This is a genomic window from Streptomyces sp. NPDC054770 (genome assembly GCF_053611985.1).
The window spans coordinates 12,714-27,993 of record NZ_JBSHBL010000040.1 but is presented as its reverse complement, the minus strand read 5'-3'; the positions used below and the strand labels follow the sequence as shown (position 1 = coordinate 27,993).

Annotated in this window: 11 protein-coding genes; 5 read left to right on the top strand and 6 right to left on the bottom strand. The window is 70.1% G+C overall.

Annotated elements, in window-relative coordinates; genetic code table 11:
- Positions 1 to 104 precede the first annotated feature (104 nt).
- The 4 genes from ACWGKQ_RS30070 to ACWGKQ_RS30055 all read right to left on the bottom strand — a co-directional run bounded on the left by ACWGKQ_RS30070 (position 105) and on the right by ACWGKQ_RS30055 (position 4,388).
- A complete protein-coding gene (locus ACWGKQ_RS30070; RefSeq protein ID WP_453295134.1) occupies positions 105 to 974 on the bottom strand; it encodes a carbohydrate ABC transporter permease in 870 nt (289 codons plus the stop codon).
- On the bottom strand, positions 971 to 1,885 hold the full coding sequence (locus ACWGKQ_RS30065) for a carbohydrate ABC transporter permease (protein WP_453295197.1): 915 nt from the start codon (positions 1,883 to 1,885) through the stop codon (positions 971 to 973). Before ACWGKQ_RS30065 ends, ACWGKQ_RS30070 begins: the two co-directional genes overlap by 4 nt.
- A gap of 94 nt (positions 1,886 to 1,979) precedes the next feature.
- On the bottom strand, positions 1,980 to 3,254 hold the full coding sequence (locus tag ACWGKQ_RS30060; protein ID WP_453295133.1) for an ABC transporter substrate-binding protein: 1,275 nt from the start codon (positions 3,252 to 3,254) through the stop codon (positions 1,980 to 1,982).
- Between the two features lie 114 nt (positions 3,255 to 3,368).
- The gene (locus ACWGKQ_RS30055) at positions 3,369 to 4,388 is read right to left on the bottom strand and encodes a carbohydrate kinase family protein (protein ID WP_453295132.1); all 1,020 of its coding nucleotides are present in this window, start codon (positions 4,386 to 4,388) and stop codon (positions 3,369 to 3,371) included.
- A gap of 127 nt (positions 4,389 to 4,515) precedes the next feature.
- Here ACWGKQ_RS30055 and ACWGKQ_RS30050 point away from each other — a divergent pair, with 127 nt between their 5' ends.
- The 5 genes from ACWGKQ_RS30050 (at position 4,516) to ACWGKQ_RS30030 (ending at position 12,031) form a co-directional block, all read left to right on the top strand.
- Positions 4,516 to 5,280, top strand: a complete 765-nt coding sequence (locus tag ACWGKQ_RS30050; protein ID WP_453295196.1) for a DeoR/GlpR family DNA-binding transcription regulator — start codon at positions 4,516 to 4,518, stop codon at positions 5,278 to 5,280.
- On the top strand, positions 5,277 to 6,617 hold the full coding sequence (locus ACWGKQ_RS30045; RefSeq protein WP_453295131.1) for a 6-phospho-beta-glucosidase: 1,341 nt from the start codon (positions 5,277 to 5,279) through the stop codon (positions 6,615 to 6,617). Before ACWGKQ_RS30050 ends, ACWGKQ_RS30045 begins: the two co-directional genes overlap by 4 nt.
- Before the next feature lie 47 nt (positions 6,618 to 6,664).
- Entirely contained in the window at positions 6,665 to 9,709 is a 3,045-nt protein-coding gene (locus tag ACWGKQ_RS30040) for an alpha-mannosidase (RefSeq protein ID WP_453295130.1), read from the top strand.
- 4 nt (positions 9,710 to 9,713) lie between these two features.
- Positions 9,714 to 10,964 (top strand): alpha-L-fucosidase, encoded by a 1,251-nt coding sequence (locus ACWGKQ_RS30035; RefSeq protein ID WP_453295129.1) that lies wholly within the window; start codon positions 9,714 to 9,716, stop codon positions 10,962 to 10,964.
- Between the two features lie 176 nt (positions 10,965 to 11,140).
- Positions 11,141 to 12,031 carry a sulfotransferase family protein gene (locus tag ACWGKQ_RS30030; RefSeq protein WP_453295128.1) on the top strand — a complete coding sequence of 297 codons (891 nt, stop codon included), beginning with the start codon at positions 11,141 to 11,143 and terminating at the stop codon, positions 12,029 to 12,031.
- A 27-nt stretch (positions 12,032 to 12,058) separates the two neighbouring features.
- Here the strand turns inward: ACWGKQ_RS30030 and ACWGKQ_RS30025 are convergent, their stop codons facing one another.
- A complete protein-coding gene (locus ACWGKQ_RS30025) occupies positions 12,059 to 13,738 on the bottom strand; it encodes a carbohydrate binding domain-containing protein (protein WP_453295127.1) in 1,680 nt (559 codons plus the stop codon).
- Between the two features lie 222 nt (positions 13,739 to 13,960).
- A complete protein-coding gene (locus ACWGKQ_RS30020) occupies positions 13,961 to 15,091 on the bottom strand; it encodes an ATP-grasp domain-containing protein (RefSeq protein ID WP_453295126.1) in 1,131 nt (376 codons plus the stop codon).
- Positions 15,092 to 15,280: the final 189 nt, after the last annotated feature.

The window sequence follows — 15,280 nt, the reverse complement described above, 5'->3', positions numbered from 1 at the left end:
GCACCCTCGGGGGACCGCCTTCGCTCGGCGTCGGCGTCGGTGTCCGTCACCGGATCCCTCCTCTGTCTCGCGCGTGCCGCGCGGGCCGGGGCGGCCCGCGCGGGTCAGGTGCCCTGCACCGCGCCTTCGGTGGCGCCCGCGATGAAGCCGCGGGCGAATATGGCGAAGACCAGCACCAGCGGCAGGGAGGCCATCAGTACACCGGCCATGACCATGCTGTAGTCGGTGCTGTGGCCGACGTTGAGCTGGGCGAGCTCCACCTGGAGGGTCACGTGGTCGGGGTTGGTGAGCACGACGAGCGGCCAGACGTAGTCGTTCCAGCAGTTGACGAAGGCGTAGATGGCGAGGAAGGACAGCGCGGGCCTGATCATCGGCAGCGCGATGTTCCAGTACTGGCGGAAGAACCCGGCGCCGTCGATGCGCGCGGCGTCGAGGAGTTCGTCGGGCACGCCGTTCTCGATGTACTGGTGCAGCCAGAAGATGCCGAAGGCGTTGGCGAGGGACGGCAGGGCCAGCGCCTTGAGCATCCCGACCCAGCCGATCTTGGACATGAGGATGAACTGCGGCAGGATGGCCAGCTGCAGCGGCAGCATCATGAACAGCAGCAGCGTGCCGAAGAGCAGCTTGCGCCCGGGGAAGTCGAACTTGGCGAAGGTGAAGGCCGCCAGCGAGTCGACGAACAGCACCAGGGCGGTGGTGACGCACGCGACCATCACCGTGTTGAGCATCGACCCGAAGAAATCGATGGTGTTCAGCACATGCCGGATGTTCTCCAGCAGATGGGAGCCGAAGGTCAGCTTCGGCGGGCTCTTGTAGATGTCCTGGGTGGTGTTGGTCGCCATGACGATCGTCCACACGAACGGGAAGATCGACAGGACGACGGCCAGCATCAGGAAGATGTGGGCGGTCAGGCCCCTGGGGCGGCGCAGCCGCCGCAGGCCGGTGGCCGGCCGGGTGGTGTCGGCGGTCGTCATGCCTTCCTCCCTCGTTGCGTGATACGCCAGTTGACGGCGACCAGCAGGATGATCAGTACGAAGAAGGCCCAGACGATGGCCGCGCCGTAGCCGTAGTCGTTGTCGAGGAAGGCCGACTGGTAGAAGTACAGAAGAGTGGTCAGGCCCGCCTGGCCGGGGCCGCCGAGGTTCGCGTTGGCGGCGTTGCTGGCGAAGAGGACCTGGGGCTCGCTGAAGCTCTGCAGGCCGTTGATGGTCGAGATGACGACGGTGAACAGGATGATCGGCCGCAGGATCGGGACGGTGATCTGGAAGAAGGTGCGGACCGGGCCGGCGCCGTCCACCCTCGCGGCCTCGTAGATCGATGTCGGGATCGCCTGCAGACCGGCCAGGTAGATGATCATGTTGTAGCCGGTCCACATCCAGGTCATCAGCAGCGAGATGACCACCTTGATCAGCCACGGGTTGCTCAGCCACGGCACGGGCGAGATGCCGACCGTGCCCAGGATCGCGTTGACCAGACCGAAGTTGTTGCTGAACACGGCGCCGAAGAAGATCGCCACGGCCACGATCGAGGTGACGTTCGGAACGTAGAGGGCGATGCGGTAGAAGCCCTTGAAGCGGCGCACCGAGTGCAGCAGCGTCGCCAGCACCAGGGCGCCGAAGAGGGTGGGCACCGTGGACAGCACCCAGATCACCAGGGTGTTGCGGATCGACAGCCAGAACACCGGGTCCGACCACAGAAACTTGAACTGCTGCAGCCCGACGAACTGCATGTCGCCCAGGCCGTCCCAGCGCTGGAAGGCCAGGTACAGCGAGTAGAAGACCGGGAAGAACGAGAACGCGATGAATATCAGGTAGAAGGGCGAGATGGCCAGGTACTGCCGCCAGTACGACAGCGGCCCGCGCCGCCGGGGCCGGGCGTGACCCACGGGCGTGGCGCGCCGCGGGCGGAACCGGGCCGGGCCCGGCCCGCCGCGATGGTCGGACACCGCGGCGGAACCGGTCACCGGAGGTGACGACACCTCAGCTCACCCCCTGCCGGCGGGCGATCTGCTTGGCCTGGCTGACCGCGTCGTTCCAGGCGGCGTCGGGCTTCTTGCCCTTGGCCTCGATGTTGGTCAGCTCCGTCATGTACGGCGCCATCACGGCGGCGTCGGCCGGCGCCTCGTAGCTGTCCGGTATGGCCTTGGCGGCCGGGCCGAAGACCTCGATGATCTTCTGGCCGCCGAAGAAGGCGTCCGGGCCGGTCATGGCCGGCATGGCGTACGCGGCCGGGGCGGCCGGGAAGATGGCGGCGTCGGTGAAACCGCGGGCGTCGTTGGCCGGGCTGAGGATCCAGCTGATGATCTTGAACGCTTCCTCGGGGTTGCGGCACTGCTTGGGCAGCGCCAGGTAGGAGCCGCCCTGGTTGGCCGGTCCGCCGGGCATCGCGCACACCCGCCACTTGCCCTTGGTGGCCGGGGCCGCCTGCTCGATGTCCAGGGCGTGCCAGGCCGCACCGAGCTCGGTGGTCAGGCTCTTGCCGATGGCGGCGTTCCAGCTGTTGTCGTTGATCTTGGCGTCGAGGCCGAGCGTGTAGGGGCGCACCGCCGTGGTCCACGCGGTGCGGATGTGGTCCTGGTCGCCGATGAAGTGGTTGTCCTTGTCGATGAACCGCTTGGTGCCCTGGCCGACGACCATGGTGAACACCGAGCCGATGTTGTTGACCAGGAAGGTGCCGGAGACCTTCTTCTTCAGCTCGGTGCCGAGCGTGAAGTAGTCCTCCCACGTCGTGGCCAGGGCCGCGACCTTGGCGGGGTCGGTGGGCAGCCCGGCCTTGTCGAACAGGTCCGCGCGGTAGAAGAGCGCGGTGGGGCCGATGTCGATCGGGAAGCCGATCTGCTTGCCGTCGGAGGTCTGGGCGAGCTTGGTCTTCCAGCCCAGGTACTGCGAGGACAGCTTCTTGAAGCCCAGGTCGTTCAGGTCGAGGAAGCGGGAGGCGTTGGGCAGGAAGGACGCGATGTCCTCGCCCTTGATGCCGGTGATGTCGGGCACGGAGGTGCCCGCGGCGAGGGTGGTGGTCAGCTTCTGCTTGAAGTCGCCGCCGATCGACGCGGCGGTCAGCTTGACCTGGCTGCTGAAGTGGGTCTTCGCCTCCGCGACCACCTTGTCGCTGAGCGCACCGCCCCAGTACCACAGGGTGAGGTTCTTGCCGTTCTTGGTACCGCTCGATCCGGAGCCGCCGCATGCGACGGTCAGGCCGGACGCGGCCGCGGTGAGTGCGGCGGCCTGGAGGAAGCCTCTACGTGAAAGGTCCACGGGTCACTCCTGTTGTTCCTGTTCGTGGTACTGAGGGGCGTTGGTGCTGTGGAGCGTGGGGGCTGTGGGGCGTGGGGCGTCGGGCGTCGGGTCGCGGGGCTGTGGATCTGCGGGTCAGTGCGGCGGGGCGGGCGGGGTGACGGGGGCGTGCCGCACCGGGGGGCCCACGTCCGCCGGCAGGCGGTCGGCGAGGAAGCCGTACGTCTTCTTCAGCTCGGGGTCGGTCAGCGAGCGCCACCAGTGGTCGACGCCGTACCAGCCGGGGGCCGCGAGGGCGCCGCCGTGCTGCTGTACGGACAGTCCGGCCGCGAGGACCGCGAACCGCAGCCGTTCCGCGAGCGGCCAGCCGCCGAGGGAGGCCGTGACGAAGCTCGCCCCGAAGACGTCCCCGGCGCCCGTGGCGTCCAGGACCTCGACGTCGAGGGCCGGGACCTCCGCGTACTCGCCGGTGTTCTGGTCGACGGCCACCGCGCCGTCCCCGCCCCGGGTGACGACCGCCACCGGCACCAGCTCCGCGAGCGTGCCGAGGGCCGCGACCGCGCTGTCGGTGCGGGTGTAGGCCATCGCCTCGGTCTCGTTCGGGAGGAAGGCGTGGCACAGGGCGAGCTGGTCGAGGAGGTCGCGGGACCACTCCTGGGTGGGGTCCCAGCCGACGTCGGCGTAGACGTGGGTGCCGTTCGCGGCGGCCTTGGCGATCCACTCGCGCGGCTCGGCCTCGATGTGCACGAGCGCCGTGCGCGCCTCGGGCGGGTCGCCCATCAGCGCGTCCTGCGAGTACGGGGGTTCCTGGCCGTGGGTGACGAGGGCCCGGTCGTGGCCGGCGGCCAGCGAGACGGTGACCGGGGTGGGCCAGCCGTCCGCGGTGCGGGAGAGCGAGAGGTCGATGTCCTCCTGGTCGCACAGGACGTCCCGGCAGTACTCGCCGTAGAAGTCGTCCCCGAAGACCGTGGCCAGCGAGGTGCGCAGGCCGAAGCGGGACGCGGCCACCGCGAGGTTCGCGATGCCGCCGGGCCCGCAGCCCATGCCGGCCGTCCAGATCTCCTCGCCCGGTGTCGGCGGCTTGCCGAGCCCCGTGAGGACGAGGTCGTAGAAGAGCAGCCCGGTCAGCAGCACATCGGGCCTGTCGTCGTCCACGTGCGCAGCCTCTCGTCAAAACTCGTCATTTTCGATGCCGGAATCGTGCGCTGCTCGGGGAGATTGGTCAATACCCGAGCAGAAGTGAGCATGGAAATGATTGAAGATGACGAGTAGTGTGCACGTCGTGCTGGCAGAACGACGACACCAACTCATCCTGCGGGCCCTGCGCTCCGGTGGCCCCGCCTCTGTGACCGACCTCTCCGAGCAGCTGAACGTGAGCCCCGCCACCATCCGGCGTGACCTCGTCAAGCTGGAGGAGGACGGGCTGCTCACACGTGTCCACGGCGGTGCCGTCGTCGACGAGGGCGACCAGCCCTTCGCCGAGGTGGCCGAGGTGCGGGTGGCCGAGAAGGACGCGATAGCCGCGTGCGCGGCGGCACTGGTCGAGGACGGCCAGTCGGTGCTGCTCGACATCGGCACCACCGCGTTCCGGCTCGCCCGCCAGCTGCACGGCCGCCGCCTCACCGTGATCACCAGCAACCTGGTGGTCTACGAGGAGCTCGCCGACGACGAGGGCATCGAGCTGGTGCTGCTCGGCGGCATGCTCCGCCGCGAGTACCGCTCCCTGGTCGGTTTCCTCACCGAGGACAACCTGCGCCAGCTGCACGCCGACTGGCTGTTCCTCGGCACCAGCGGGGTGCGCCCCGGCGGGCAGGTGATGGACACGACGGTCGTGGAGGTGCCGGTCAAGCGCGCGATGATCGGGGCGAGCGACAAGGTCGTGCTGCTCGCCGATGCCGCCAAGTTCCCGGGCACGGGCATGGCGAAGGTCTGCGGTCCCGGGGACCTGGACAAGGTGGTGACCAACGCGCCGGTGGATCCGGCGACCCGAGCCGCCCTGGAGGAGGCCGGTGTCGAGGTGGTCCTGGCAGGAAAGGCTCAAGCGTGAAACTGACGATTCTGGGCGGCGGCGGGTTCCGCGTGCCGCTCGTGTACGGCGCACTGCTGGCGGACCGCGGCGAGGGGCGGGTGACCGAGGTCGTCCTGCACGATCTCGACGCCGGCCGGCTCTCCGCGGTCGCCAAGGTCCTGGCCGAACAGGCGGCCGGTGTCCCCGACGCCCCCGCCGTGACCGCCACGACCGACCTGGACGAGGCCCTCACCGGCGCCGACTTCGTCTTCTCGGCGATCCGGGTCGGCGGCCTGGAGGGCAGGGCGAACGACGAGCGGGTGGCACTGGCGCAGGGCGTCCTCGGCCAGGAGACGGTCGGAGCCGGCGGCATCGCCTACGGCCTGCGGACCGTGCCCGTCGCCGTGGACATCGCCCGGCGGGTGGCCCGGCTCGCCCCCGACGCCTGGGTCATCAACTTCACCAACCCCGCGGGCCTGGTCACCGAGGCCATGTCCCGGCACCTCGGCGACCGCGTCATCGGCATCTGCGACTCCCCGGTCGGCCTCGGCCGCCGGATCGCCCGGGTGCTCGGCGCGACGAACCCGCGCGAGGCCTGGATCGACTACGTCGGCCTCAACCACCTCGGCTGGGTGCGTGGCCTGCACATCGCAGGGCGCGACGAACTCCCGCGCCTGCTCGCCGACCCCGACCTGCTCGGCTCCTTCGAGGAGGGCAAGCTCTTCGGCGTCGACTGGCTCCAGTCCCTCGGCGCGATCCCCAACGAATACCTGCACTACTACTACTTCAACCGCGAGGCCGTCCGCGCCTACCAGCAGGTCGAGAAGACCCGCGGTGCCTTCCTGCGCGACCAGCAGGCGCACTTCTACGAGGCGGTCACCGACCCGGGTGCCAAGGCCCTGGACGTCTGGGACCGCACCCGCGCCGAGCGCGAGGCCACCTACATGGCCGAGAACCGGGAGACCGCCGGCGCCGGCGAACGCGACGCCGACGACCTGTCCGGCGGCTACGAGAAGGTCGCCCTGGCCCTGATGCGGGCCATCGCCCGGGACGAGCGCACCACGCTGATCCTCAACGTCCGCAACCGCGGCACCCTCTCGGTGCTGGACGGCGAGGCCGTCATCGAGGTGCCCTGCCTGGTCGACGCCAACGGCGCCCACCCGGTCGCCGTCGCCCCGCTGCCCGACCACGCCACCGGCCTCGTGTGCGCGGTCAAGGCGGTCGAGCGCGAGGTGCTCGCCGCCGCCGAGTCCGGTTCCCGTACGACGGCCGTGAAGGCGTTCGCGCTGCACCCGCTGGTCGACTCGGTGAACGTCGCCCGCCGGCTGGTGGAGGGGTACACCGAGGTCCACCCGGGCCTCGCGTATCTTAAGTGACCAGCCGCTCGGAAAGCGCTTTCCAAACCCGCTTCTGGAGACTTCCCATGCACGACGAACGCCGCCGGATCGAGGAGCGCGTAGAGCGCCTCCACAACCAGCGCATCAAGCCCGCGATCTACGCGGCCACCGTCCCCTTCGAGGTGTCCGCCTGGCAGGCCCCCGGGGAGCCGGTGCCCTTCGAGGAGGCCGCGGCCGCCGCCTACGAGCCGTTCGCCATGGACACCCCCTGGGGCCCGCCCTGGGGCACCACCTGGTTCCGGATGCGCGGCCAGGTCCCCGCGGAGTTCGCGGGCCGCCGCGTCGAGGCGGTCATCGACCTCGGCTTCACCGGCGACTGGCCGGGCAACCAGGCCGAGGCCCTGGTCCACCTCACCGACGGGACCCCGCTGAAGGCGGTCAACCCGCTCAACCAGTACGTGCGGATCGCGAACCCGGCGACCGGCGGCGAGGTGATCGACTACCTGGTCGAGGCCGCCTCCAACCCCGACATCCTCGCCAACGACTTCGCCGAGCCCACGCTCCTGGGCGACGTGCTGACGGCCGGCGACAAGCCGCTCTACACCTTCAGGCGCGCCGACATCGCCGTCCTCGACGAGGAGGTCTGGCACCTCGACCTCGACGTCCAGGTGCTCAAGGAGCTGATGCTGGAGCTCGGCGAGCACGACCCGCGCCGCCACGAGATCATGCACGCCCTCGACCACGCGATGGACCTGCTGGACCTGGACGACATCTCCGGATCCGCGGCCGCCGTCCGCGAGGCCCTGAAGCCGGCCCTCGCCAAGCCCGCGCACGCCAGCGCCCACCGCATCTCCGGCGTCGGCCACGCCCACATCGACTCGGCCTGGCTCTGGCCGATCCGCGAGACCAAGCGCAAGACCTCCCGGACCTTCTCCAACGTCACCTCCCTTGCAGAGGAGTACGAGGAGTTCGTCTTCGCCTGCTCGCAGGCCCAGCAGTACGAATGGGTGCGCGACAACTACCCGCAGGTCTGGGCCCGGATCCAGGAATCCGTGAAGAAGGGCCAGTGGGCGCCGGTCGGCGGCATGTGGGTCGAGTCCGACGGCAATCTCCCCGGCGGCGAGGCGATCGCCCGCCAGCTCGTCCACGGCAAGCGGTTCTTCATCGAGCACTTCGGCATCGAGACCAAGGGAGTCTGGCTGCCCGACTCCTTCGGCTACAACGCGGCCTACCCGCAGCTCGCCAAGCTGGCCGGCAACGAGTGGTTCCTCACCCAGAAGATCTCCTGGAACCAGACCAACACGTTCCCCCACCACACCTTCTGGTGGGAGGGCATCGACGGCACCCGCATCTTCACCCACTTCCCGCCGGTCGACACCTACAACGCCCGCTTCAGCGGCGCGGAGATGTCCCGCGCGGTCCGCCAGTACGCCGAGAAGGGCGCCGCCACCCGCTCGCTGGCCCCCTTCGGCTGGGGCGACGGCGGCGGCGGCCCCACCCGCGAGATCATGGAGCGGGCCCGCCGCCTGAAGGACCTGGAGGGCTCCCCGCGCGTCGAGGTCGAGCACCCGGACGCGTTCTTCGCCAAGGCCCGCGCCGAGTACGAGGACGCCCCGGTCTGGGTCGGCGAGCTCTACCTGGAACTGCACCGCGCCACCTACACCTCCCAGGCCCGCACCAAGCAGGGCAACCGGCGCAGCGAGCACAAGCTGCGCGAGGCCGAGCTGTGGGCGACGACGGCCGCGCTGCACGCGCCCGGCTACCAGTACCCGCACGAGAAGCTCGACCGGCTCTGGAAGACGGTCCTGCTCCACCAGTTCCACGACATCCTGCCCGGCTCCTCGATCGCCTGGGTGCACCGCGAGGCCGAGGCCGAGTACGCCCGCGTCGCCGCGGAGCTGGAGACGCTGACCGCCGAGGCGGTCACCGCGCTCGGCGGCGGCACCGCCCGCGTCTTCAACACCAGCCCCTACGACCGCGCCGAGGTCGTCCGGGACGCCGCGGGCACCCCGGTCTACGTCGAGGTCCCGGCGAGCGGCAGCGCCCCGCTGACGGCCGCCGCCGAGGCCCCGCAGCCGGTGACCGTCGACGGCCGGGTCCTCGACAACGGAATCGTCCGGGTGGAGATCGCGGAGGACGGCACCCTGTCGTCCGTGTACGACCACCGGGCCGGCCGCGAGGTCCTCGCCGGCCAGGGCAACCTGCTCCGCCTGCACACCGACCTCCCCAACTACTGGGACGCCTGGGACGTCGACAAGCACTACAAGAACCGCTACACGGACCTGCTCGACCCCTCCGAGATCACGGTCGCCGACGCGGACCCGCTGCTCGGCTCGGTCCGTATCACGCGTCCGTTCGGCAACGGCTCGACGATCACCCAGACGGTCACCGTCCGCGCCGGCAGCCCCCGGATCGACTTCGAGACGGACATCGACTGGCACGAGGCCGAGAAGTTCCTCAAGGCCGGCTTCCCGGTGGACATCCGCGCCGCGCACTCCTCCGCCGAGATCCAGTTCGGCCACATTCAGCGGCCCACCCACACCAACACCACGTGGGAGGCGGCCCGCTTCGAGGTCTCCGGCCACCGCTGGGTGCACCTCGCCGAGCCCGGCTACGGCGTCGCCGTCCTCAACGACTCGACGTACGGCCACGACGTCTCCCGCACGGTCCGCGAGGACGGCGGTACGACCACCACGGTCCGCCTCTCCCTGGTGCGCGCCCCGCGCGTCCCGGACCCGGGCGCCGACCAGGGCCGCCACCGCATCACGTACTCGCTGCTGCCGGGCGCCACGGTCGGGGACGCCGTCGCCGAGGGCTACGCCCTCAACCTGCCGCTCCGGGTGGCCGACGCGGTGGGCGAGCCGCAGCCGGTCGTCTCGGTGGACGGCGAAGGCGTGACCGTCGAGGCGGTCAAGCTCGCCGACGACGCCTCCGGCGATGTCGTGGTCCGCCTCTACGAGTCCCTGGGCGGCCGCGCCCGGGGCGCCCTGCGCACCGGCTTCCCGCTGGCCGGCGCCCAGGTGACCGACCTCCTCGAGCGCCCCCTGGAGGACGCCGCCACCGACGGTGACAGCGTCTCCGTCGAGCTGCGCCCCTTCCAGATCCTCACGCTCCGGCTCCGCAGGGGCTGACCGGATGGCCATGCAACCGTGGTTCACCGACGCAAAGTTGGGGATCTTCGTGCACTGGGGCATCTACGCCGTCGACGGGGTCCAGGAGTCCTGGTCCTTCTACGACGACATCGTGCCGCACGACCGGTACATGTCCCAGCTGGACCGCTTCACCGGCGCCCGGTACGACCCGAAGGCGTGGGCGGACCTGTTCGCCCGCGCCGGCGCGAAGTACGCCGTGCTGACGAGCCGTCACCACGACGGTGTGGCCCTGTGGGACACGGCGTACGGCGACCTCAACCTCGGCAAGGACTATCTCGGGCCGTATGCCGAGGCCCTGCGCGAGAACGGCCTCAAGGTCGGCCTCTACTACTCCCACTCCGACTGGAACCACCCCGACTACGCCTCCACGCGCAAGCCGGGCCGCCCGCCGGAGCTGGAGGACAACCGCTACTCGGAAGTGGCGGCCGAGGACGAGGACCTGGCGGCCTGGGAACGCTTCATCGCCTACCGGGACGGCCAGATACGGGAGTTGGCCTCGTGCTACCGGCCGGACCTGCTGTGGTTCGACGGGGAGTGGGACCGCAGCGAGGAACAGTGGCGGATCCCCGAACTCGCCGCGCTGATCCGGTCGTACGTCCCGCACGTCGTCTTCAACGCGCGGATGCTCAGCGAAGGGGACTACGCCACCCCCGAGCAGGGCGCCCCCGTCGTGCCGCCGGACGGCCCCTGGGAGCTGTGCCTGACGATCAACGACTCGTGGGGCTACCAGCACCACGACCACAACCACAAGTCCCTCGCCCAGCTGATCCGCTACTTCACCGAGACCATCGGGGGCGGCGGCAACCTGCTGCTCGACGTCGGCCCCAGGGAGGACGGCACCATCCCGCAGCCGCAGGTGGAGCGCCTCGAAGGGCTGGGGGAGTGGATCAGCCGGCACGCGGAGGCGGTGTACGGGACCGGGCGCGGCCTGCCGGCCGGGCACCACTACGGCCCGAGCACCCTCTCCGCCGACCGGCGCACCCTCTACCTCACCCTGTTCGACGTCCCGCGCGCCGAGATCGGCGTCCGGGGCCTGGCCACGGCGGTCCGCAGGATCACCGTGGTGGGCACCGGCACCGAACTCGGCCACCGGGTGACCGGTGGGCTGCACGAGGCGGTGGGCGTGCTGTGGATCGACCCGCCGGCCGCGGCCGACCTCGACCCGTACGCCACCGTCCTCGCCGTCGAACTGGACGGCGAGCTGGAGCTGTACCGGGGATCCGGCCGGTTCTGAACCCTTTCACGGCTTACGCCGGAAGATCTCATATGAAGAATTAAGAGAACGGTAAATGGGCAGGTCACGGCGGCTTTTCGGGCCGCCGTGACGCTGCTGGTTCGCCTCTTGGACACCTTGAGTTCGTCTGACGCCCCTGGGATGCGGAACGGCAGGGACGACAGAAAGGCATCACCGTGCGAGACCCGCGAATGTCCGCGATCGCCAGGGGGCTGAAGCGCCGGGGCCGGCTCATGGCGCAGGCGGTGAGCCCGCCGCGCAAGACCCTCGACGCCATCCCGACCCAGCGCCCCGCCGAGCGGCCGCAGCAGGCCTCCGACGGCTATACGGCCCCCCTCGCCCCGCGCCTGGTGACGTCCCCCGCCTTCGTGCTCTCCTCGGTGCGCTCCGGCTCCACGCTGCTGCGGGTCCTGCTGAACAGCCACAGCCGCATCCGCGCCCCGCACGAGATGCATCTGCGCACGGTCCACGTCCGCATGTCCCGGGAGTTCACCGCGGACGCCATGAAGGAGCTCGCCCTCGACCGCGAGGAGCTGGAGCACGTGCTGTGGGACCGGGTGCTGCACCTGGAGCTCAGCCGCAGCGGCAAGGACGTCATCGTCGACAAGACCCCGCCGAACACCCTCATCTGGCCCCGGCTGCACCGATGTTGGCCCGACGCCCGGTTCATCCTGCTGCTGCGCCACCCCGGCGCCGTCGTCCAGTCCCTGACCAGCCGCCGCGCCGACCCCGACCACGAGGCGATCCGCACCGAGGTCCTGGGCTACGCGGAGAAACTGGAAGAGGCCCGGCAGAACCTCACCGGCGCCCACGTGATCACGTACGAGGACCTCACCGCGGATCCGGAGCGGGTCACCCGCGGCCTGTGCGAGTACCTCGGCGTCCCGTGGGAGAGCGGCATGCTCGACTACGGCAAGCAGGACCACGGCACGTTCCGGCCGCAGCTCGGCGACTGGAGCAAGGAGATCAGGTCCGGCAGGATCCAGGCCGCCCGCCAGGCCGACCCCACCGCCGAACTCCCGCCCCGGCTCGCCGAGATAGCGAAGGCGTGGGGATACCCGGTCTAGGCATCCCCACGCCGCCGCTGCCGATCGTCAGCCGGTGAAGCCGGCCGTGATCGAGGTGAACTGCCAGTTGCTCTGGCTGATCCCGGAGCAGTTGCTCACCACGCCGCCGCCCGCGCAGCCGCGGTCCCGGTTGACCGCCCAGAACGCCAGCCGGGCGATGTGGTGCGAGTTCCCCCAGTCACGGATCTGCGTCCAGATCGCCGGGGTCGTCGTCTCCTGCTGGTCCGACAGCCCGTTCATGCCGGAGATCCCGATGTGCGCGTAGGCCGTGGCGTCGTCCCAGCCGAACGTGGACTTCAGCTTGGTCTTCAGCCCCTCGGCCGCGCTCACGGTGTTGCCGTACATGTCCGAACCGCCACCGAAGTCGAACGGCATGATCGTGAAGACGTCGATGTCGGCGCCGATCGACTGAGCCTGCTCGATCAGCCGGTTGCCGTAGTACGTCGGTCCGGTGGTGGACGTCCCGAAGGTGACGATCGTCTTCAGGCCGGCGTTGTTGGCCTTGACCGTCTTCAGGGCGGTCAGGATCTTCGCCTGCACTGCCTCGTTCTCGAACTCGTCGGTGTTCTCGATGTCCATGTCGACGGATTTGAGACCGTAGGCGTCGATCACCTTCTGGATCGCCCCGGCCAGCGCGCTCGCGGAGGAGCAGTTGGCGCCGAGCTTGCTGCCCTGCCAGCCGCCGAAGGACGGGGTGACATCGCCGCCGGCCGCCTTGATCTGGTTGATCGCGGTCTGGTCGACACCGCCGGTCAGCGCCCGGCTGCCGTCCCAGGCCGGCGTGCAGCCGCCCGAGTCAAGGACGAAGGCCATGGTGAAGTTCTTGATGCCGGTCGCACTCATCACGGTGGAGGGGCTCGGCGGATCCCCCCAGCCCTCGAAGAGGTAGGGCGCGGCCTGTTTGAAGCCGCTCCCGCCACCGCTGCCCGCGCTCGTCGTCACGGACACGGAGTTGGAGGCCGCCGACACGTTCCCGGCCGCGTCCCGCGCCTTCACCGTGAAGGTGTACGCGGTACTGGCCGCCAGCCCGCTCACCGTGGCGGAGGTCCCGGAGACGCTCGTCACCTGGCTCGACCCGCTGTAGACGTCGTACGCCGTCACTCCGACGTTGTCCGTCGCGGCCGACCAGGACAGGGAGACGCTCGACGAGGTCTTCCCGGTGGAGGTGAGGTTCGTGGGCGCGGTGGGCGCCTGCGTGTCGGAGCTGCCGCCGGGCCCGTCGAGGCTGAAGTCGTCGGCGTAGTACGTCCCCTGGGCGTACCACCCGTGGACATAGATCTGCGCACTGGTCTGCGAGGCCCCGGTGGTGAAGGAGACCGTCAGCTGGCTGTACTGGGAGGCCGAGGACGTCCAGGTGGACGCCCCGCCGGTCACCCCGAGGTACACGTACGAGCCGCGGACCCAGCTGCTCAGCGAGTACGTGGTGTTGGGCTGCACGGCGACGGTCTGCGTGCACTGGGCGGTGTCACTGGAACTCACGGCCCCCGCGAGCGCCTTGGAGCCGCCGTGCACGGGGGAGGACACGACCGAGCCGAGGTTCCCCGAGCAGGACCACGGCGAGAGACTCCCCGACTCGAAGCCGGGGTTGGACAGGATGTTCGCCGCCTGCGCGGTACCGGGCAACGCGATGGCCCCGGCGAGTGCGAGAGCGGCGGATCCGAGCAGGGCGAATATCCGACGTCTGGAACGTCTGAACGAGTTGCGCACGCGATCTCCCTGAAGGAATGGGGGTGTTCGGGAGTTGCACGAAGGTGCAAGGGGGTGCGCAACAAAGTTGGTATGGACCAATCCGTCTGTCAAGGAGAAGAACGTGAATTGGTCCATACCGGTGAGTCGAGGTGCCCCGAAAGGGGCGCGGGGCTGTGTTTGATTTGCGGCTCCGCCGCGTGGGCGCGAGCAACCACGACGGCGCCGCACCCGGCCGACAACCTAGAGCGGCAACACCGCAGCCGCAGCGTCGACTGAACCCACGGCAACAGGCGCAGCCACCGGCGCCGGCAACACCACCTCTTCGGCCTCCTCCCGGGCCACCGGCCCGGCCGGCAGCACATGCCGCGGCCCCGACACCACCGCGTAGTCCTGCCCAAGGAACGGCGGCTCGATCACCCCGGGGTCCTCGCCCAGCGCCAACTGCACGGCCGCCCAAGGCGCGTTGACCCCGCAGAGCGACAGCTGGTGCAACCCGCCCGCCGGCCGCGTGTTGACGTCGAGCAGCACGGGCTGGTCGCCGTACATCCGGAACTGGATGTTGGAGAGGTAGTGCAGCCCGAAGCCCTCGGCGATGATCCGCGCCGGCTTCAGCCACTGCTCGTCGAGGGTGAACCCGCGCCGGCGGCCCTTCTTGGTGCGGCCCACGGCCAGCCGGACCCGGTTGTCGGGCCCGGTGAGGCAGTCGACGGACACCTCCGGCTCCTCCAGCCGCGGCATCACCAGCCAGTCCACCGGCTGGTCGGCGCGGCGCAGCGCGTCCACGACCAGGTCGAGCTGGACATACGGTCCGGGGAATCCGTTGAGGTGAAACAGCGAGAAGGGGGCGCGTGTGATCACGCGGAAGCCCACGCCACCCGCACCGGCCGCCGGCTTGAAGCAGGCCTTGTGGCCGCCGGCCTCCAACTCCTCGACCGCGGCGACGAGTTCGTCCGCCGTGCGGACCCGCGACCACGGCGGCACCGGGACGCCCACCGAGCTCACCGCCTCGTACGCGGTCGCCTTGTCCTCGAAGACGGCGGTCGCCTCCGGCGTCGGCGCCAGCAGGGCCGTGCCGATCGCCTCGAAGTCGGCCCGGTGGGCCACGATCGCCGACTGGTGCAGCCGGGGCACGAAGACATCGATGCCACGGCGCTGGCACTGGTCGAGGGCGTACTCGACGTATGCGGCCGGGGACAGGCCCTCCGGCTCCAGGTCGGCGGTGTCGGCGGCGGCCAGCACGGGGGAGTCGGCGTCACCGTGCGTCGCATGGATCTCGACCGCCCGGTCGCTGGGATTTCTCCGCAGCTGATCCATGAAGAACACGTTCTCCGCGTACGTGCGGTTGAGCCAGACGCGTACGCGAGAGCGCATTAAAGCCGCCTTTCGGGGTTTTTGGGCAGGGGTCAGCGGGCCCGTGCCCGGGCAGGGTGGTTGGAGGGTCACCAAACCGCCCTGGACGAAGGGAAGTTCGTGGCGGTGGTGTTGGGGGGATCATACGGCTTTCAAGGGGCCCCGCGTGCAACGCCAGTGTTACGGATTTCCCCGCCCTGTCCACGCGCG

Coding starts and splice junctions, on each gene's coding strand:
- ACWGKQ_RS30070 (WP_453295134.1), bottom strand. CDS start 974: ATGACGACCGCCGACACCACCCGGCCGGCCACCGGCCTGCGGCGGCTG.
- ACWGKQ_RS30040 (WP_453295130.1), top strand. CDS start 6,665: ATGCACGACGAACGCCGCCGGATCGAGGAGCGCGTAGAGCGCCTCCAC.
- ACWGKQ_RS30035 (WP_453295129.1), top strand. CDS start 9,714: ATGGCCATGCAACCGTGGTTCACCGACGCAAAGTTGGGGATCTTCGTG.
- ACWGKQ_RS30020 (WP_453295126.1), bottom strand. CDS start 15,091: ATGCGCTCTCGCGTACGCGTCTGGCTCAACCGCACGTACGCGGAGAAC.